At 74.8% G+C, this 17,753-nt stretch carries 16 protein-coding genes; 9 read left to right on the forward strand and 7 right to left on the reverse strand.

Annotation, left to right across the window (positions count from 1 at the left end; all coding sequences use genetic code 11):
- Positions 1–47: 47 nt before the first annotated feature.
- Positions 48–1,016: a GNAT family N-acetyltransferase gene (locus tag ACFVU3_RS07375; protein ID WP_390064495.1), complete on the reverse strand. Its 969-nt coding sequence runs from the start codon at positions 1,014–1,016 to the stop codon at positions 48–50.
- Between the two features lie 151 nt (positions 1,017–1,167).
- On the opposite strand from ACFVU3_RS07375, the gene ACFVU3_RS07380 reads away from it, so the two are divergent.
- From ACFVU3_RS07380 to ACFVU3_RS07390, 3 genes are all read left to right on the forward strand, one after another.
- Positions 1,168–1,716 carry an FHA domain-containing protein gene (locus tag ACFVU3_RS07380; protein ID WP_390064496.1) on the forward strand — a complete coding sequence of 183 codons (549 nt, stop codon included), beginning with the start codon at positions 1,168–1,170 and terminating at the stop codon, positions 1,714–1,716.
- Between the two features lie 256 nt (positions 1,717–1,972).
- The gene (locus ACFVU3_RS07385) at positions 1,973–3,046 is read left to right on the forward strand and encodes a cytochrome P450 (RefSeq protein ID WP_390064497.1); all 1,074 of its coding nucleotides are present in this window, start codon (positions 1,973–1,975) and stop codon (positions 3,044–3,046) included.
- Positions 3,047–3,133: 87 nt separating this feature from the next.
- The gene (locus ACFVU3_RS07390) at positions 3,134–3,631 is read left to right on the forward strand and encodes a hypothetical protein (protein WP_390064499.1); all 498 of its coding nucleotides are present in this window, start codon (positions 3,134–3,136) and stop codon (positions 3,629–3,631) included.
- A 55-nt stretch (positions 3,632–3,686) separates the two neighbouring features.
- Here the strand turns inward: ACFVU3_RS07390 and ACFVU3_RS07395 are convergent, their stop codons facing one another.
- Positions 3,687–3,905 carry a hypothetical protein gene (locus tag ACFVU3_RS07395; protein WP_390064501.1) on the reverse strand — a complete coding sequence of 73 codons (219 nt, stop codon included), beginning with the start codon at positions 3,903–3,905 and terminating at the stop codon, positions 3,687–3,689.
- Positions 3,906–3,946: 41 nt separating this feature from the next.
- Positions 3,947–6,451, reverse strand: coding sequence for a malto-oligosyltrehalose synthase (gene treY / locus ACFVU3_RS07400; RefSeq protein ID WP_390064502.1), 2,505 nt, complete (start codon positions 6,449–6,451; stop codon positions 3,947–3,949).
- A gap of 90 nt (positions 6,452–6,541) precedes the next feature.
- Between treY and ACFVU3_RS07405 the strand changes: the two genes are divergently transcribed.
- Positions 6,542–7,786: an MFS transporter gene (locus tag ACFVU3_RS07405; RefSeq protein WP_390064901.1), complete on the forward strand. Its 1,245-nt coding sequence runs from the start codon at positions 6,542–6,544 to the stop codon at positions 7,784–7,786.
- Here ACFVU3_RS07405 and glgX read toward each other — a convergent pair.
- Entirely contained in the window at positions 7,740–9,860 is a 2,121-nt protein-coding gene (gene glgX / locus ACFVU3_RS07410; RefSeq protein WP_390064503.1) for a glycogen debranching protein GlgX, read from the reverse strand. The genes ACFVU3_RS07405 and glgX overlap by 47 nt on opposite strands.
- A 188-nt stretch (positions 9,861–10,048) precedes the next feature.
- On the opposite strand from glgX, the gene ACFVU3_RS07415 reads away from it, so the two are divergent.
- From ACFVU3_RS07415 to ACFVU3_RS07430, 4 genes are all read left to right on the forward strand, one after another.
- Positions 10,049–10,870 carry a Tat pathway signal sequence domain protein gene (locus tag ACFVU3_RS07415; RefSeq protein WP_390064504.1) on the forward strand — a complete coding sequence of 274 codons (822 nt, stop codon included), beginning with the start codon at positions 10,049–10,051 and terminating at the stop codon, positions 10,868–10,870.
- Between the two features lie 69 nt (positions 10,871–10,939).
- Positions 10,940–12,274, forward strand: a complete 1,335-nt coding sequence (locus tag ACFVU3_RS07420; protein WP_390064505.1) for a copper amine oxidase — start codon at positions 10,940–10,942, stop codon at positions 12,272–12,274.
- Between the two features lie 108 nt (positions 12,275–12,382).
- Positions 12,383–13,669 (forward strand): SAV2148 family HEPN domain-containing protein, encoded by a 1,287-nt coding sequence (locus ACFVU3_RS07425; protein WP_390064507.1) that lies wholly within the window; start codon positions 12,383–12,385, stop codon positions 13,667–13,669.
- Positions 13,670–13,743: 74 nt separating this feature from the next.
- A complete protein-coding gene (locus tag ACFVU3_RS07430) occupies positions 13,744–14,469 on the forward strand; it encodes a 3'-5' exonuclease (protein WP_390064508.1) in 726 nt (241 codons plus the stop codon).
- A 12-nt stretch (positions 14,470–14,481) separates the two neighbouring features.
- Here the strand turns inward: ACFVU3_RS07430 and ACFVU3_RS07435 are convergent, their stop codons facing one another.
- Together ACFVU3_RS07435 and ACFVU3_RS07440 are read right to left on the reverse strand one after the other, a co-directional pair.
- On the reverse strand, positions 14,482–15,312 hold the full coding sequence (locus tag ACFVU3_RS07435) for an alpha/beta fold hydrolase (RefSeq protein WP_390064510.1): 831 nt from the start codon (positions 15,310–15,312) through the stop codon (positions 14,482–14,484).
- Positions 15,313–15,366: 54 nt separating this feature from the next.
- The gene (locus ACFVU3_RS07440; RefSeq protein WP_390064512.1) at positions 15,367–16,224 is read right to left on the reverse strand and encodes an aminoglycoside phosphotransferase family protein; all 858 of its coding nucleotides are present in this window, start codon (positions 16,222–16,224) and stop codon (positions 15,367–15,369) included.
- A 196-nt stretch (positions 16,225–16,420) separates the two neighbouring features.
- Here ACFVU3_RS07440 and ACFVU3_RS07445 point away from each other — a divergent pair, with 196 nt between their 5' ends.
- Positions 16,421–16,969, forward strand: a complete 549-nt coding sequence (locus tag ACFVU3_RS07445) for a DUF1697 domain-containing protein (RefSeq protein ID WP_390064514.1) — start codon at positions 16,421–16,423, stop codon at positions 16,967–16,969.
- 27 nt (positions 16,970–16,996) lie between these two features.
- Here the strand turns inward: ACFVU3_RS07445 and ACFVU3_RS07450 are convergent, their stop codons facing one another.
- Positions 16,997–17,743, reverse strand: coding sequence for a sirohydrochlorin chelatase (locus ACFVU3_RS07450; RefSeq protein ID WP_390064515.1), 747 nt, complete (start codon positions 17,741–17,743; stop codon positions 16,997–16,999).
- Positions 17,744–17,753 lie beyond the last annotated feature (10 nt).

Genomic DNA, 17,753 nt, shown 5'->3' on the forward strand with positions numbered 1-17,753 from the left:
GGACGGCCCCGCCGCTCAGGGAGCGGCGTCCCACCCCATCCTGGCAGTCAGGACGGCGACGCGCCCGGCGCGTCCCACACGTAGTCCACCTGGCGCTGGAAGTTCACGTATCCGGCGCGGGCGAACGCCGCCGCCATCGGCACGTTCCCCAGGTCGGTCGCGGCGCGGACGCGCTCCATGCCGGCCTCGGCGAGGATCCGGGTGCCCTCGGCGAGGATGTCGTCGATGTACCCGTGGCCCCGGTGGGCGGGGAGCACACCGATGTAGGCGATGATCGGGTTGTAGTTGTTGCGGGCGGGGACGACGAAGCCGACCGGCTCGCCGGTGCCCGGCAGTTCGGCCACCTGCCACCACTCGCGCGGCGAGCTGTAGTGCGGGAACTCGTCGTCGTAGTGACGCTCGGCGGCCTCCCGGAGGGTCAGCCCCTCGCCCAGGTCGGCCTGGCCGTGCGCGTCGAGCGTGCCCTCCATCACCGGCGTCATCAGGGCGAGCAGGTCCTCGCGGTCCCGCACCGGGCGGAACACCAGCCGGCCCGTGGGCTCCGCCACCGGCGTCCCGGGCAGCCACTCCAGGCGCAGCCGCTCGACCAGCGGCCGGGCGCCCGTCTCCGCCAGGAGGGAGAGCAGCAGCTCCACGCGGTCGCGGGTCCCGGGGACCTCGCGCCAGTCGGCGGGCAGGTAGCGGTTGTACTCCGGCGGCACGGTGCCGGCCGGTACGACGGCGGCCATGGCGGTCCGCAGCAGCCGGCGGCCCACCTCCGCCGCCTCCCCCGCCGGCAGCTCCGGGTCGAGGTCGAAGAAGTCGAGGGCGAGCGGCTCGCCCCCGTCCTTGTTGGTCCACCAGGCGATGCGGCCGAGCAGCCGGCCGTCGCGGAGGGCCACCCAGAGCCACTCCGGGCGGCGGCGGCCGGTGCCGAGGTCGTCGGCGAGTTCGTGGTCGAGCGTGTAGGTGAGGCCGAGGAAAAGGTCCAGTTCCTCGGGCCCGGCGAGCGGGCGGACGACGAGGTCGTCGGTCATACGGTGGTTCCCCCAGGGGTACGGTTGATCGAGCCCGCAGACCGTAGCAGTGATCTTGCCGGGCGGGTACGGGAATTTGTGGCGGAGCCGGTACGGCCCCGGGACGGGACGCTTCTGGACAGTCCGGCCCGGACACGCGGACAATCACGGTGTGACGACCCCTTACGAGCCTCCGGCGCACGCCCCCCGGCTGACCGATGCCGAGCGGGACCGTGCGCTGGTCCTGCTCCGGGAGGGCGCGGCACAGGGCCGTCTCTCGCACGACACCTTCCTCTTCCGGATGGAGCGGGCGCTGGAGGCCCGCCGTCCCGACGAACTCGCCGTGCTCACCGCCGACCTGCGCGGCGAGGGAGGCTGGACCCGGCGGGTGGTCGGCGCGGTCGAGCGGATGTCGGCGTTCACCGCCCGCATAGGCCGCGCCTGGCACTCCGAGCGGCTGCCGAAGCTGCTGCTGCCGCAGCCGGGGCCGTACCCGCTGCGGATCGGCCGCGACCCGGTGAACGGGCTGCGGCTCAGCCACGAGACGGCCTCCCGGCTGCACGCCGAGCTCTCCCTCCAGGGCGGGCTGTGGGTGCTGCGCGACCTCGGCTCCACCAACGGCACGACCGTCAACGGGCGCCGGGTCGTCGGCGCCGTCGTGGTGCGGGCCGGCGACGTCGTCGGGTTCGGGGAGATGACCTTCCGCCTCTCCGTCGACTGACCCGGGTACGGCGGCACGGCGGCCGGGGCCCTGTCCCCGGCCGGCCCTCTGCCCGGTCGGCCTGCTGCCTGCTGCCCGCTGCCCGCCGCCCCCGTCCCGAAGGCCCCCGGCCCGTCGGGTCCTTCGAGGTCAGGACGGTGCCCCCTCACCCGATCGGCCGTACGTGGCGGGCGGGGGCGGGCCGGCGGTGATGGGCTGGGGGGACGCGCGCCACGATCCCGGCCGCGGCAGGCACCGCCGGACGACAGGGGGCGCGATGCGCGACGAGCCGAACCGCGGGACGGGACACCGCGAGGACGACGACCCCTGGCGGCGGCTGCCCGCCATGGCACCCGCGGGGCGCACCGCCGCGGCGGCGCCCGGACGGGTCCGCTCCGTCGCCGACCCGGCCGCCGGACCGCCCGCGCCGCCCGGCGGACGGACCGTGCCCCCCAGCCCGCTGGACCCCGGGGCCGCCCTCGACCCGCACCCCGTCCACCGCCGGCTGCGCGAGGAGTTCCCGCTCACGTACGACCCGCTGCTGCGCGCCTGGGTCCTCAGCCGGTACGCGGACGTGGCCACCGCCCTCACCGACCCCCGCTTCACCCACGGGCACCGGCCCGGCGACCCGGCGTGCGCCCGGGCCCACGTCGACGTGGACCTCGCCGAGCTGCGGGCCGTCGTGGAACGCACCGCGTACGTCCTGGCCCGGCGGATCGCCGGCCGCGACCGGGCCGACCTGGTGGCCGACTTCTGCCACTGGCTCCCGGCCGGCACCGTCGCCGCCGCCGTCGGCGTCCCGTACCGGGACATGATGCGGCTGGTGCGGGGCCGGGCCGCGACGGCGCTCGCCGGCGAGTGCGGCGGGCAGATCGCGGTACGGGAGAAGGCGCTGGCCTCCTTCCTCGGCAACGTCCTCGCCGACCCCGACCAGACCGCCGCCCTGCGCGGCGCCCCGGCGGGCCTGGTGGCCCGGGCGTGGGCGGAGTCGCTGCGCCGCGACCCGCCGGTGCAGATCGCCGTCCGCCGCACCCGCGAGGACGTGCGGGTGAGCGGCGGGATCCTGCCGGGCGGGTCCTCGGTCGCGCTGCTGATCGGCGCGGCGGGCCGGGACCCGGAGCGGTTCCGCGAGCCGGACCGCTTCGATCCGCTCCGCGACGACGCGGACCAGCTCACCTACGGGCCCGGGTTCTGCCCGGCCGTGATCCTGGCCGGGCTGGAGGCGGAGTACGCGGTCCGCGCGCTCTTCGGGGCGATGCCCCGGCTGAGGCTGGACGACGGCTTCCGCCCGGCCCCGGCCGGGCTGATCACCCGTGCCCCGAGGACGCTGGTGGTGCGGCCGAACGGCTGATCCGGGGGCCGCCGCCCCGCTGCTAGGGTGACGTGTGCTCGTCAAGCGAGCCTTTCTGACGCACCACTTCCAACGGGGAATGAACACGTGAAGCTTCGTCATGTCCGTGCGGTCGCCGTCTTCGGCATCGCCGTCCTCGCCCTCACCGGCGCCCGCGGTTCGAACGGCGGCGGCTGCGACAACAGCAGCGGCTCCGGCTCCAGTTCCAGCTCCAGCTCCGGCGGCAGCCACAACGGCGACGACGACGCCGGCAGCGGCGGCTCCGGCGGCTCGGTGTCCGGCGGCGGCAGCGGCAGCGCCGACAAGGCCGCCCGCGACGTCACCATCGACACGTGCGCCTACGACCCGGCGACCAAGAACCTGACCGCCCGGGTCACCATCAAGAACGACGGCGCGCTCGACTACGACTACAGCGTCACCATGAAGTTCACCGGCGGAAGCGCGACCCCCGCGACCGCCGTGAAGACCGGCATCGCGGTCGCCGCCGGCGCCACCGCCAAGGCCGAACTGGCCACCCCCTACCCGGGTACCGGCGACGGCTCCGAGTACACCAAGTGCGAGGTCACGCGCGCCAACCGCCTCTGACCGGCCGGCGGCACGCGGGTGGCGCGGTCCCGCGGACCGGCGCCACCCGCTCCCGTCAGCGGCGCCGCTGGTAGGCGTCGCTCTGGTTCGGCGGGGCGTTGTGCACCGCCCAGGAGTTGTACGAGACGCGGTCCTGCGACGCCTGGAACCGGGCCCGCTCCTCGATGCGCAGGCCCTCCGCGTTCTCCGTCCTGGACCCGCCGCGGCGCGTCAGCACCACCGTCAGCACCGCGACGAGGCCCCCCAGCCCCCCGAACAGCACCCACAGCGCCATGTCCTCCCCCTCTCGTCGAGCACGGTCCCGTCAGTATGCGGTCACGCGGTGACCCGCGCGAGGAGTGCGACGGGCCGGTCCGCGAACAGCTCCGCCAGCTTCAGCTCGCTCTCCGGTCCACCGCTGAACTCCCGCACGCCGTCGAGGACATCGGCCCAGCGGCCCTCCGGGAGCACCAGCTCCGTGTCGCGCCAGCCGCCCGCCTCCGCGAGCCGCAGCGACAGCCGGGTCACCGCGGTGACCACCTCGCCCGAGCGGGCGAAGGCGAGGCAGTGCGCGGCCGCCGGACCCTCGGCGGCGAGCGGCGCGTGGGTGGAGCCGGGACCGAAGGCCGCCGGACGCTCCCGGCGCAGCCGCAGCGCCGCCCGCACGAGCGCGGTCCGCCCGTCGTCCGGACCCGGCGCGAACGGGGCCCGGTTGTCCGGGTCGACCAGCGCCCGGTACTCCCGCTCGGTGTTCTGGTACAGCTCCGGCACGCCCGGCATGGTCAGCTGGACCAGGGCCGCGGCGTCCGCGTGCGCCCGGATGTGCGGCTCCAGGGCGAAGGCCGCCTCGGACGCCGTCCGCAGCGGTACGCGGCCGGGCCCGGCCGCCACGAAGTCGGCCACCGCCCGCTCGTACGCGGCGTCCTGCTCGGTCCAGGAGGTCCGCAGCCCCTCCTCCCGTACGGCCTTGAGCACCGCGGGGCCGATCCGCTCCGGGTCCGGGGTGCCGAAGCCGAAGGCGGTCTGCCAGGCCGTCCAGGCGAGGTGCGGGTCGGGCGCCGGGACGCCGGCGACCTCGGCCAGCAGACCGGCCCACACGTCCGGGCACTGGGCGAGGACCGCGATCGCCGCCCGCACGTCGGCGCTGCGCTTGGTGTCGTGGGTGGTGAGGACCGTGCCGCCGGCCGGCCAGTCGCGGGCCAGCCGGGCGCAGGCGGCGTGGAACTCCGCGACGCCGACGCCGGGCCGGCCCGGGTCGCCGCCGACCTCGTTGGCCGAGAGCAGCGGGGCGTACCGGTAGAAGGCGGTGTCCTCGGTCGACTTGGCCCGCAGCGCCGAGGACGTCTGCGCGAACCGGGCCCGGAACACCCGGTGTCCGGGGGAGTCGCCCCGTCCGCCGAGGAGGAGTCCCCGCACGGTGTCCACGGCGGCGGCCTCCTCCGGCACGGCGAACGCGGCCCGCGCGCCCCGGGCGGCCTCGGGCGTGAGCACCTCCTCGGCGCCGGTCCGGTAGGGCCGGTAGACCGGCATGCGGACGAGGAGTTCCTCGACCGCGGTCCGCAGCGCCCAGGGCGCGTGGTCCTGGAGTTCGGGGTCGGCGGCGCAGAGCCGGACCGCCGCCCGGGTCAGGACGGCCGTCTCGGCCGCCAGGTCGTGCCGCACCACCTCGTACCCGGCGCGCCGGGCGGTCGCCTCCCACTCCCCGCCCCGGTCCGCCGAGCGTCCGGCGAACCGCCGGTAGAGGTCGGTGAGCCCGGCGGCCCCCTCGGCGTCGGTGAGCACGCCGTCGACCAGGCGGAGCGCGTCGTATCCGGTCGTCCCGGACACCGGCCAGGCGTCCGGCAGGGTCTCGGGCCCGGTGAGGATCTTCTCGACCACCGTCCAGCACCGCCCGCCGGTCGCCTCCGCCAGCCGCTCCAAGTAGCCCTGGGGATCGGCGAGTCCGTCCGGATGGTCGATGCGCAGCCCCTCCACCACCCCGTCGGCGACCAGCTCCAGGATCTTGGCGTGGGTCGCCGCGAAGACCTCCGGGTCCTCCACCCGCACCCCGATGAGGTCAGAGACGGTGAAGAAGCGCCGGTAGCCGAGCTCGGTGCGGGCCAGCCGCCACCAGCCGAGCCGGTACCACTGGGCGGCGAGCAGCGCGTCCAGCGGCAGGCCCTCGGTGCCCTCGCGGAGCGGGAACTCCTGCCCGTCCAGGCGGAGCGCGCCGTCCTCGACCCGGAGCCGGTCCCGCACCTCCGACAGGCGGGCGGGCAGCACCGGCAGCAGCAGCCGCCCGTCGCCGGCCGACCGGTCCACGTCGAACCAGCGCCCGTACGGAGAGTCCGGCCCGTGCCGCAGCACCTCCCGCAGCGCGTGGTTGTGGGCGGGCGAGGCCGCCATGTGGTTGGGCACCAGGTCCACCACCAGGCCGAGGCCGTGGGCGCGGGCGGTGGCGGCGAGCGACCGCAGCCCCGCCTCGCCGCCGAGTTCCGCCCGGACCGCGCGGTGGTCGGTGACGTCGTACCCGTGGAGCGAGCCGGGCACCGCCTCCAGGACGGGGGAGAGGTGCAGGTGCGAGACGCCGAGCCCGGCGAGGTGCGGCACGGCCCGCTCCGCCGCGGCGAACGGGAACGCGGGCTGGAGCTGGAGCCGGTAGGTGGCGGTGGGCACGACGGCGGGCGCGTAGGGGACCGCGGGGCCCGGCCCGCGGCCGGCGGAGTCCGGGGCGTGGCGGGGGGAGTCCGGAGAGGGGGAGTCCGGGGCGGAGGCGGACGGGACCGGGCCGGGGGAGGGCGAGGCCGGGGCGGAGGCGGAGGAGGCCGGAGGGGGCGCGGACGAGGCCGGGTTGGGCGTCATGCGAACGTACGTACCCCGTACGGCAGCTTCCGTGTCATCGCCCGATGCACCCGTTCGGGTGCATCGCGTTAGTTTCGGCCGATGCTCCGGATGTACCGCGACACCTTCTCGCTGCTGGGCCCCGCCCTGCCGGTCCTCTCCTTCCTGGGCCGGCTGCCGACCGCGATGTGCCAGCTCGGCAGCGTGCTGCTGGTCGCGCAGACGAGCGGTTCCCTGGCCACGGCGGGTCTCGCCGGAGGCGCGCTGGCCGCCGGGCAGACCGTCGCCGGGCCGCTTCTCGGCCGGCTCGCCGACCGGCGCGGCCAGCGCGGCCCCGTCCTCGCCGCCTCCCTCGCCAACGCGCTCGCGGTCGCCGCCCTCGTCCTCGCCGCCGTCGCCCGCGCCCCCACCGGCCTGCTGGTCCCGCTCGCCCTGCTCGCCGGGGCGACCGTCCCGCAGATCGGACCGCTCGCCCGGACCCGCTCGGTGGCGCTCGCCCGCCGGGCCGGAGCCGACGACCGGACGGTGGGCGCCGTCCTCTCCTTCGAGGGCACCCTCGACGAGGTGTCCTTCGTCCTCGGCCCGGCGCTCGTCGGCCTCGCCGCCGCCCTCGCCCACCCGGGCGCCGCCCTGCTCGGCGCGGCCCTGCTGCTCGCCCTCTGCGGCACCGGCTTCGCCCTCCACCCCACCGCCCGCGCCACCGCCACCGGAGCCGGGGCGACCGCCACCCGCACGGGCGCCGCCGAACGGACGCGGCTGCCCGGAACCGCCTACGCCCTCCGGGTGACGATGGTCCTCCAGGGCGCCATGTTCGGCGCCTCCCAGGCCGGGATCACCGCCCTCACCGCCGCCCTCGGCGCCCCCGCCCAGGCGGGTCTCGTCTACGCGGCGATGGGCGTGATGAGCGCCGCCGTCGGCCTCTCGCTCGCCGCCCTGCCCGCCCGGATCGGCCTCACCCTCCGCTGGCGGACCGCGACCGCCGGCCTCGTGCTGCTCTCCCTCCCGCTGCTCGCGGCCGACTCGCTCATCGCCCTCTACGCGGTGGTGACCGTCCTCGGCGCCGCCTACGCCCCGCACCTCATCACGGTCTTCGCGCTGACCGAGCGGGCCGTTCCGGCCGCCCGGCTCGCCGAGTCCATGGCCTTCCTGACCAGCGGGATCGTCGGCGGCCAGGCGCTCGCCCTGGCCCTGTCCGGCCGGCTCGCCGAACAGCACGGCGCCCCCGCCGCCTTCGGGGTGGCGGTGGGGGCGGCCGCGGCCTGCGCGGCGCTCTCCTGGACCGTACGGACCGGAGCGCCGCGCGGATCACTCACGCCGGACGGCGCAGCACCGTCAGACTCAGCGGCGCGAGGGTGACGCGCTCGCCCGCGACGATCTCCGGTCCTTCCTGCGGCGGCATCCCCTCCGGGTCCGAGGTGTCCACCACCGTCCGCCAGCACCGCCCGTGGCTGTCCGGCACGGCGAACTCCAGCTCCTGCGAGGAGGCGTTGAACATCAGCAGGAAGGAGTCGTCGGCGATCCGCTCGCCCTGCGTGCCCGGTTCGGAGATGGCGTTGCCGTTGAGGAAGACGGTGAGCGCCCGGGCGTGCGCCGCCTGCCAGTCGCGGGCCGTCATCTCCTCGCCCTCCGGCGTGAACCAGGCGATGTCGGTGAGCTCGTCGTGGGTGCCCTCCACCGGCCGGCCGTGGAAGAAGCGGCGCCGCCGGAAGACCGGGTGCTCGCGGCGGAGCCGCACCATCGCCCGGGTGAAGCGCAGCAGGACCGCCTCGGCCTCGCTGTTCTCCTTCGGCCACCGCACCCAGGAGACCTCGCCGTCCTGGCAGTAGGCGTTGTTGTTGCCGCCCTGGGTGCGCCCGAACTCGTCGCCGTGGCTGAGCATCGGCACGCCCTGCGACAGCATCAGGGTGGCGAGGAAGTTGCGCATCTGCCGCGCCCGCAGCTCGATGATCCCGACGTCGTCGGTCTCGCCCTCCTGCCCGCAGTTCCAGGACCGGTTGTGGCTCTCGCCGTCCCGGTTGCCCTCCCCGTTCGCCTCGTTGTGCTTCTCGTCGTACGAGACGAGGTCGCGGAGGGTGAAACCGTCGTGGCAGGTAACGAAGTTGACCGAGGCGAGGGGGCGCCGCCCGTCGTCCTGGTACAGGTCGGAGGAGCCGGTCAGCCGGGAGGCGAACTCGGCGAGCGTGCGCGGCTCGCCCCGCCACAGGTCCCGCACGCAGTCCCGGTACTTGCCGTTCCACTCGGTCCACAGCGGCGGGAAGTTGCCCACCTGGTAGCCGCCCTCGCCGACGTCCCACGGCTCCGCGATGAGCTTCACCTGGCTGACCACCGGGTCCTGCTGCACCAGGTCGAAGAAGGACGACAGCCGGTCCACCTCGTGGAACTGGCGGGCCAGGGTGGCCGCCAGGTCGAAGCGGAAGCCGTCCACGTGCATCTCGGTCACCCAGTACCGCAGGCTGTCCATGATCATCTGGAGGACGTGCGGGGACCGCATGAGCAGCGAGTTCCCGGTGCCGGTGGTGTCCATGTAGTACCGCGGGTCGTCCGCGAGCCGGTAGTACGAGGGGTTGTCCAGGCCGCGGAAGGAGAGCGTCGGGCCCAGGTGGTTGCCCTCCGCCGTGTGGTTGTAGACGACGTCGAGGATGACCTCGATGCCGGCCTGGTGCAGGGCGCGCACCGCCGACTTGAACTCCAGCACCTGCTGCCCGCGGTCGCCCCAGGAGGCGTACGCGTTGTGCGGGGCGAAGAAGCCGATGGTGTTGTAGCCCCAGTAGTTCGACAGGCCCGCGTCGACCAGCCGGTGGTCGTTGACGAACTGGTGCACCGGCATCAGTTCCAGCGCGGTGACGCCGAGTTCCTTCAGATGGTTGATCACCGCCGGGTGCGCGAGCCCCGCGTAGGTGCCGCGCAGCTCCTCCGGAAGGTCCGGGTGGAGCATCGTCAGGCCCTTCACATGGGCCTCGTAGATCACCGTGTGGTGGTACTCGGTGCGCGGCCGCCGGTCGTCGCCCCAGTCGAAGTACGGGTTCACCACCACCGAGGTCATGGTGTGCGGGGCCGAGTCCAGGTCGTTGCGCGCGTCGGGCCGCCCGAAGGGGTACCCGTACACCGCCTCGCCCCAGGCGATCGAGCCCGACATCGCCCGCGCGTACGGGTCGAGGAGGAGCTTCGCCGGGTTGCAGCGCAGCCCGCGCTCCGGCGCGTACGGCCCGTGCACCCGGAAGCCGTACCGCTGTCCGGGCATCACGCCCGGCAGGTACGCGTGCCGGACGAAGGCGTCCGTCTCGCGCAGTTCGACGGACGTCTCCGTGCCGTCGTCGTCGATGAGACACAGTTCGATGCGGTGCGCCGCCTCCGAGAAGACCGCGAAGTTGGTGCCCGCTCCGTCATAGGTGGCGCCCAGGGGGTACGCCTGTCCCGGCCAGACCTGCATGGATACGAATCTTCCTCTTCTGTCCGGGTTCATGCGTGCTCTTCGGCCAGATCCTGCCCGAAAGATGAGCAACCTCCGGGGAACTCGCCCCGTCCTCCTGGGTGTCCGCAGGCCAAGCGGGGGATTGAGGGGGAAACGTGTACGAAATAGTGCGCCGCCACCTGGGGAAGGTGGTAGCGGGAGCGGCGATGGCGGTGACGGGGACCGCCGCCGCGGTCGCGATCAGCCTGCCGGGCACCGCCGGAGCGGAGGACACTCCCGCCGGCCGCGCCGCGGCCCCCGGCGGGACGCCCGGCGCGGCCGCCACCGCCGGCGGCACGGACGCCCCGCGGGCCACCGGGGGCGCCCCGGGCGCGGAGGGAACGGGCGGCCGGGGGGCCGCCGCGCTCGCCCCCGCCACCGTCGCCCCGGCCGCCGCCGAGGGCCCGAAGGGCACCGGAACCGACCCGCTCACCGACGCCGAACTGGACCGGGCCCGGAGCCTCGCCCTCGCCCCGGCCGACACCGCGGCCCGGCAGGACGTCGACGGCGGCCGCGGCCGACCGCAGCACCTCGGCACCGAACTCGCCGACCCCGTCCCCGGCCGGGAGGGCGCCCGCCGCGCCCAGGTCCGCTTCTACGACTACGCCCGCGACGAACTCGTCACCCGCACCGTCGACCTGGCCACCGGCAAGGTCGAGGCCACCGGCACCCGGCGCGGGATCCAGCCCTCCGCACACCCCGAGGAACTCCGCGCCGCCCTCGGCCTCATCCTCGCGAGCCCCCTCGGCCAGGGGGTGAAGGAGGACTACCGGGACGCCACCGGCAAGGAACTGCGGAGCGCCGACCAGCTCTGGTTCAACGGCGACATCTACCGGACCTACCGCGAGAGGAACGTCCCCGAGGCGCTCTCCCGCTGCGGCGAGCACCGCTGCGTCCGGCTCGTCACCAAGGTCCGCAACGGCGCCTGGATCGACACCAGGAACCTGATCGTCGACCTCTCCGCGAGGAACGTCGTCCGCGTCGGCTGACCACCGCCGCCCGCCGTTCCCCTTCCCGCCCCCGGCCGTCCGGGGGCCCGCACGAAGGAGCACGCCCGCATGACCGACCGGCACCACCGGCGCACCAGGGGGATCCTCGCCGCCTTCGCGGCCACCGCCTTCCTCGGCACCGCCACCGCCGCCGCTGCCCCCGCCTCCGGGGCGCCCGCCTACCCGAACCCGCCGGGACCCGGCACCACCGCCGCGCCCCGCCCGCCCGCCACGCCCCCGCCGGTGTGCTCGGCCGCGTACCGCATCACCAAGAAGCTCGACGGCGGCGCCACCTGGGAGATGTGCTGGCGCTACAGCACCGACGCCGGCCTGATCCTCGACGGGGTCACCTACCGGCCGCCCGGCGGCGCACCCGTCCGCGTCCTGTCCACCGCCCGGCTCGCCCAGATCCACGTGCCGTACGACGACGGCGGCGCCGAGTACGACGACCTCACCGGCGCCGGCTTCGGCTGGGGCCTCCAGGACCTCAAGCCCGCCGAGTGCCCCGGCGGCACCCTCTCCACCGTCAAGGTGCCCGAGGTCGGCACCGTCAAGGGCCTGTGCGCCACCACCCGGGCCCGCGGCCACGCCTACCGCATGGCGAGCGACTCCGGCGCCGGCGTCTATCAGGCCCAGGCCAAGGACCTGCTCGTCTACACCGTGAACAAGGTCGGCTGGTACGAGTACATCTCCGAATGGCGCTTCTCCTCCGACGGCACCATCGGCGCCAACGTGGGCGCCACCGGCAGCCTCTCGCCCGTCGACTACAACGCCACCGACGGACGCGGCTGGCCCATCGGCAAGGGCGCCCGCGGCTACGCCACGAGCCACGCCCACAACGTCTTCTGGAAGCTCGACTTCGGCCTCGACGGCGGCAGGGACCGCATCGAGCAGTACGACTCCACCGTCACCCCGCCCACCGGCGACGGCAGCCCCACCGTGAAGACGAAGCGGACCGCCGTCACCAAGGAGCTCGCCGGCGACGCGAAGAACATGCGCTGGTGGCGGGTGGTCAGCGGCACCGGCAAGAACGCCGACGGCCACGCCCGCAGCTACGAGATCGTCCCCGGCCACACCGACACCCACGCCGGCCGCGGCTTCACCAAGCACGACGTCTACTTCACCCAGTCCCGCGCCTGCGAGCAGTACGCCAGCAACAACATCGGCAGCTGCGCGCCCGGCGCAGGCGACAGCGTGGACAAATGGGTCAACGGGGAGACTCTGGCCAAACCGACCGTGTGGGTCAACATCGGGTTCCACCACGTCGCCCGGGACGAGGACCAGCAGCCCATGCCCGTCCACTGGCAGGGCTTCCAGCTCGCGCCCAGGGACGTAACCGCTATGAATCCCCTCACTCCGCCCGATCTCGCCTCCCAGAACGGACAGCCTCCCACGCAGAGTTGAGCAAGCGGCCGACGGATCCTGCTGCACCGCCTCCCGCTCGCGGAGTACCCTTCCTTGATCTTGTCGGAAGAATCGGGACGGGCGTCCAGAGCAGAAGGCGGTGCGCGGGTGAGCTCGGGAGGTCGTGAGCTGCCCCCAGGTGACGCGGGTCACGAGGGGGGACCGGCCGACCCCGGGGAGGCGCCGCCGCCCGGAGCGGTCCTGCCCCCCGGGACCGTCACCCCCGGCACGCTCCCCGTGGTGCGCCCGGTGGAGATCGGCGCCGAACTCGACTGGGGCGCGGAGGCGTGGAGCGAGGTCCGCACCCGCGCCCAGCGCGCCGGCCGCGCCTACATCTGGCTCAACCTCGTCGAACAGCGGATGCGGGCCGTCGTCGCCGCCGTCCTCAGGCCCGTCTACGAGCCCGTCCACGGCGACGAATGGGTCGTCGCCGCCGCCGGCCCGGCCGGCCAGGAATGGGTCCGCCGGGCCGTCGCCGTCCGCGAGGTCTCCCGTCGCAAGGGCTACCTCCTCGACCCCGCCGACGACAACGTCCTCTCCTTCCTCACCCTGCCCCAGCTCCGCGAGCTGATGGTCCAGCACTGGCCCTGCTTCGAGCCCTACTTCGACGACCGGCGCGAGGTCGAGCTCGCCCTCGACGAGCTGGAGGTCACCCGCAACGTCGTCTCCCGCAACCGGGCCCTCTCGCCCACCGTCCTCGCCCAGGCCGAACGGGCCTCCTCCCGCCTCCTGGAGATCCTCGGCAGCGGCGCCGGCGTCCCCTCCGCCGACCGGCTGCCCGTCGACGCCGTCGAGGACCTCGTCGGCGACCGGTACGCCGACGTCGTCTCCGTCCACCCCGACCGCGTCCGGCTCCAGCGCCAGCTGCCCGCCGAGGACCTCTTCGGCGGCGCGCGCCGCCTCGACGCCACCGGCATAGGCCTGAACCTGCTCGTGCAGAACTTCTCCGGCCGCCGCATGGTCCGCCTCGCCGAGTCCGGCTGCCGGATACGGCTCCTCTTCCTCAACCCCGCCAGCAGCGCCGTCAAGCGCCGCGAGCGCGAGCTCGGCATCCGCAAGGGCGAGCTGAGCCGGTCCGTCGAGATGAACATCCTGCACATGCGCCGGGTCCGCTCCAAGCTCCGCGACCCCGACGCCTTCCAGATCCACGTCTTCGACGAGACCCCCCGCTTCACCGCCTACCTCGTCGACGGCGACGGCCCCGACGGCGTCGGCGTCGTCCAGTCCTACCTCCGCAGGGCCCGCGGCATGGAGGCGCCCGTCCTCGTGCTGCGCGGCGGCGGCCGGACGGTCGTCCGGCACGACGCCCCCGGACGTGACGCGGACCACGGCCTCTTCGAGACCTACCGGGAGGAGTTCGAGTCCGTCTGGCTCGACTCCCGGCCCGTCTCCTGAACCCCGCGACCGCGTTGTCAGAGGCGCGTGCGAGGGTGTGAGCACCACGGGGGAGATCACGTAAGGAGGACCCGATGGCCTGGCATGGGGAACCACTGGTCGGCTTCGACCTGGAGACGACCGGCACCGATCCGCTGGAGTCCCGCATCGTCACCGCGTCGGTGATCGGCGTCCACCGCGGAGCGGTGGTCCGCCAGCGGGACTGGCTCGCCGACCCCGGTGTCCGCATCCCCGAGCAGGCGTCGGCCATCCACGGCATCAGCAGCGAGCGCGCCGCCGCCGAGGGCCGCCCGGTCCGCGAGGTCGCCGACGAGGTCGCCGAGACCCTGGCCGGCTACTGGTCCCAGGGCGTCCCCGTCGTCGCCTACAACGCCTCCTTCGACCTCACCCTGCTCTCCGCCGAGCTGCGCCGGCACGGACTGCCCTCGCTCGCCGAGCGGATGGGCGGCGCCGGCATCGGCCCCGTCCTCGACCCGTACACCATCGACCGGGCCGTCGACCGCTACCGGCGCGGCAAGCGCACCCTGGAAGCGGTCTGCGGCGAGTACGGCGTCGAGCTCACCCGCGCCCACCAGGCGTCCGCCGACGCCCTCGCCGCCGTCCGGGTCGCCCTCGCGATAGCCGAGCGGCACCCGCAGGTCGCCGCCCTCGACCCGGCCGCACTGCACGAGCGGCAGATCGGCTGGTACCGCGCCTGGGCCGAGAACTTCCAGGACTTCCTGCGCCGCAAGGGCGACCCGGACGCCGTCGTCGACCCGGTGTGGCCGCTGCGCGGCGAGCCCGCCGCCGTCACCTCCTGACGGAGGCGCCGGTCAGGCGTTCTCCTTGAGGAAGGAGAGCAGCAGGTCGTTCACGGTCTCCGGCCGGTCCAGCTGCAGCCAGTGCCCCGCCTCCTCCACCCGCTCGTACCGCCAGGGGCCGGCGACGTGGTCGCCCGTCCGCTCCATCGAGTACTCGGTGAGGAACCGGTCCCCGGTCGACCAGACGCCCAGCACCGGAACCCTCTCCGGCAGCGGCGCCACCGGCTCGTGCGGAGCGAACTGGGCCTCCGGCGGGAGGCCCGCCCGGTAGATGTTCAGCGCCGCCGTCAGCGCCCCGGGGGCACGCAGCGGCTCGATCACGGACTCCGCGTCCGGGTGCTCGGCCAGCATCTCCCGCAGCATGGCGAAGTCGTCCCGCGCCAGCCAGTCCTCCGCGAGCCCGGCCAGCTGGAAGAGCAGCATGTACCAGGAGCGCTGCTTCTGCTCCCAGCCCGCGTCCCGGACCGCCCCGATGTGACCGACCGAGAGCAGGCTCAGGCTCTGCACCCGGTGCGGCACCACCGAGGCGATCCCCTGCGCCACGCCCGAACCCCAGTCGTGGCCGACCACGTGGAAGCGGCCCACCTTCAGCCGGGTCAGCAGCTCCATGACGTCCCCGACGTGCTTGGCCGGGTGGTACGCCTCCGGGCCGCCCTCCGGACGGTCCGAACCGCCGAAGCCCCGCAGGGTCGGCGCGATCGTCCGGAAGCCGGCCGCGTTCAGCGCCGGGACCTGATGGCGCCAGAGGAGATGGCTGTCGGGAAAGCCGTGGAGCAGCAGGACCACCGGTCCCTCACCGCTCACCTCGACGTCCAGAGCCACCTCGGTCAACTCGATCCGCATCACAACACCCCGTTTCTGTCGGTCGGTTCGCCAGGGATCATGATGTCAGGCCGGTCAGAACGGATACCAGCGAACCTCGGGATCGCCGTCCCGCAGCGAGCCCACCCGCCGCTCGAACTCGGCCAGCGCCTTCGGGTTGTGCGGCGCGTGCTGGGCCACCCAGGCGCAGCTCGCGGTCTCCCGCGCCCCGCGCAGCACCGCGCACCCCTCCCACTCCCGCACGTCCCAGCCGTACGCGGCGGTGAAGGCGTCGTAGGCCGCCGGGTCCAGGCCGTACCGGTCGCGGGAGAGCGCCAGCACCACCAGGTCGTGCTCGCGCAGGTCGGAGGAGAAGGTCTCCAGGTCCATCAGGACCGGCCCGTCCGGACCCACCTGCACGTTGCGCGGCAGGGCGTCGCCATGGATCGGGCCGGGGGCCAGGTGCGGGGTGAGCGCGGCCGCGGCCGGCGCGAAGGAGTCCCGGCGCTCCCGCAGGAAGGCCGCGTCCACCGGGTCGATCGCCTCGCCGGCGAGCCGCAGCCAGCGCTCCACCCCGCCCAGGAGTTCCCGCCGGGGCAGCGTGAACTCCGTCGGCACGGGCAGCGCGTGCACCGCCGTGAGCAACGGCGCCAGATCCCGCGGCTCGGCCGGCCGGACGGCCTCCGGCAGCGGATGCCAGAAGGTGAGGGGGTGCCCCTCGACCAGCCGCGGCTTCCGCTCCGCGGCCCGCACCGCCGGCACCCCGGCCGAGGCGAGCCAGCCGGCCAGCGCCACCTCCCGCTCCGCCCGCTCGAACAGCTCGGCGGACCGGCCCACCTTGACCACCAGGCCGTCCACGGCGAAGACCGCGTTCTCGCCCAGCGCGAGCAGCCGCGCCCCGCCGGCCGGCAGCCCCGCCGCGGCCAGGATCTCCCGGGCCCTCGCCTCGTCCATCACTCTCTCCCTACCCGGTGGTACGTGTGCGCGAGCAGTCTCCCATCCCTGGCAGCACCCCTCGTCATTACGAAACCTTGTTCAATAAGTCACAGATGAGTGACGGGTCTTCCCCTGCCCGCCGTCGATCGGGAAGGGTTCGGACCAGCCACCGCGCCACCCCCCACGAGGCGCGGTGGCCTTCTACGCTGGCCGCATGACGACGACGTACGCGCTCCTCCTCCGCGGGATCAACGTGAGCGGCCGGCGCAAGCTCCCCATGGCGGAGCTGCGCACCCTCCTCGAAGAGCTCGGCCACGGCGACGTGCGGACCTATCTCCAGAGCGGGAACGCGGTCTTCACCACCGCGGGGGACGCCTCCGAGGACGCCCTCGCCACCGTGATCGAGGAGGCCGTCGAGAAGCGGTTCGGCTTCCGCTGCGACTGCCTCGTCCGCGACGGCGCCTACCTCGCGGCCGTCGCCGAGGCGTGCCCCTTCCCCGCCGGCGAACTGGAGGGGAAGCAGCTGCACGCCGTGTACTACTCCGAGCAGGTCACCCCGGACCGCTTCGCCTCGATCGACGCCGAGGCCCTTCTGCCCGAGGCGTTCGCCCTCGGCGACCGGGTGATGTACCTCCACACGCCGGACGGCCTCGGCCGCTCCAAGCTCGCCGAGGCCGTGCTGCGCCCGTCCCTGAACAAGGGCGTGGTGGCCACCGCCCGCAACTGGAACACGGTCCGCAAGCTGGTGGAGATGACCGCCTAGCCGACCGGACCGGTCCCGGGGCGGGACCTAGCCGGCCGCGGCCGCCACCCGCTCCGGGGCGCCAGCCGCCTCCGCGTACCGCTCCACGAGCAGCCGGGCCAGTTCGGGGGAGGGGCCGAGGACGCCGGCCAGCACGTCCGCCTCGGCGGCCCCGGCCGCGATCCGGTCCGGCAGGCGGCCCGGCGCGATCACGTACGGGGCCACCGCCACCCGGCGGACGCCCGGTTCGGCGCGCAGCGCCCGTACCGCGTCCTCGGTCCGGGGAAGAGATGCGGAGGCGAACGCGGGCCGCACGGAGCACCAACCGGTGCGCCGCAGCTCCCGCGCCGTTTCTGCGATCGCCGCGATCGCCTCCGGGTCCGTGGAGCCCGCCGAGGCCAGGACGACCCCGGTGGTGCTCCGGTCGCCGGGCGTGAGCCCGGCCTCGTACAGGCGCCGTTCCACCGTCGCGAGCAGCAGCGGGGACGGGCCGAGGACCTCCGCCTGCCGGATCCGCAGCCCCGCCGGCGCCCCGCGCAGCACGGCCGGGATGTCGGCCTTGGCGTGGAAGGCTCGGGTCAGCAGCAGCGGCAGCGCCACCACGTCCCGTACCCCCTCGGCGGCGAGCCGGTCCAGGACGCCCGCCACCGACGGCAGGGTGAAGTCCAGGAACGCGGTCTCGACCCGCAGCCCCGGCCGCAGCGCGCCGGCCCGGCGCACCAGCGCCTGGACGGTCGCCGCGTGCCGCGGATCGCGGCTGCCGTGGGCGATGACGAGGAGAACGGGGCGGTTCATGGCGGGTCGC

The sequence above is a fragment of the Streptomyces sp. NPDC058052 genome, assembly GCF_042885515.1.
Classification (GTDB): domain Bacteria; phylum Actinomycetota; class Actinomycetes; order Streptomycetales; family Streptomycetaceae; genus Streptomyces.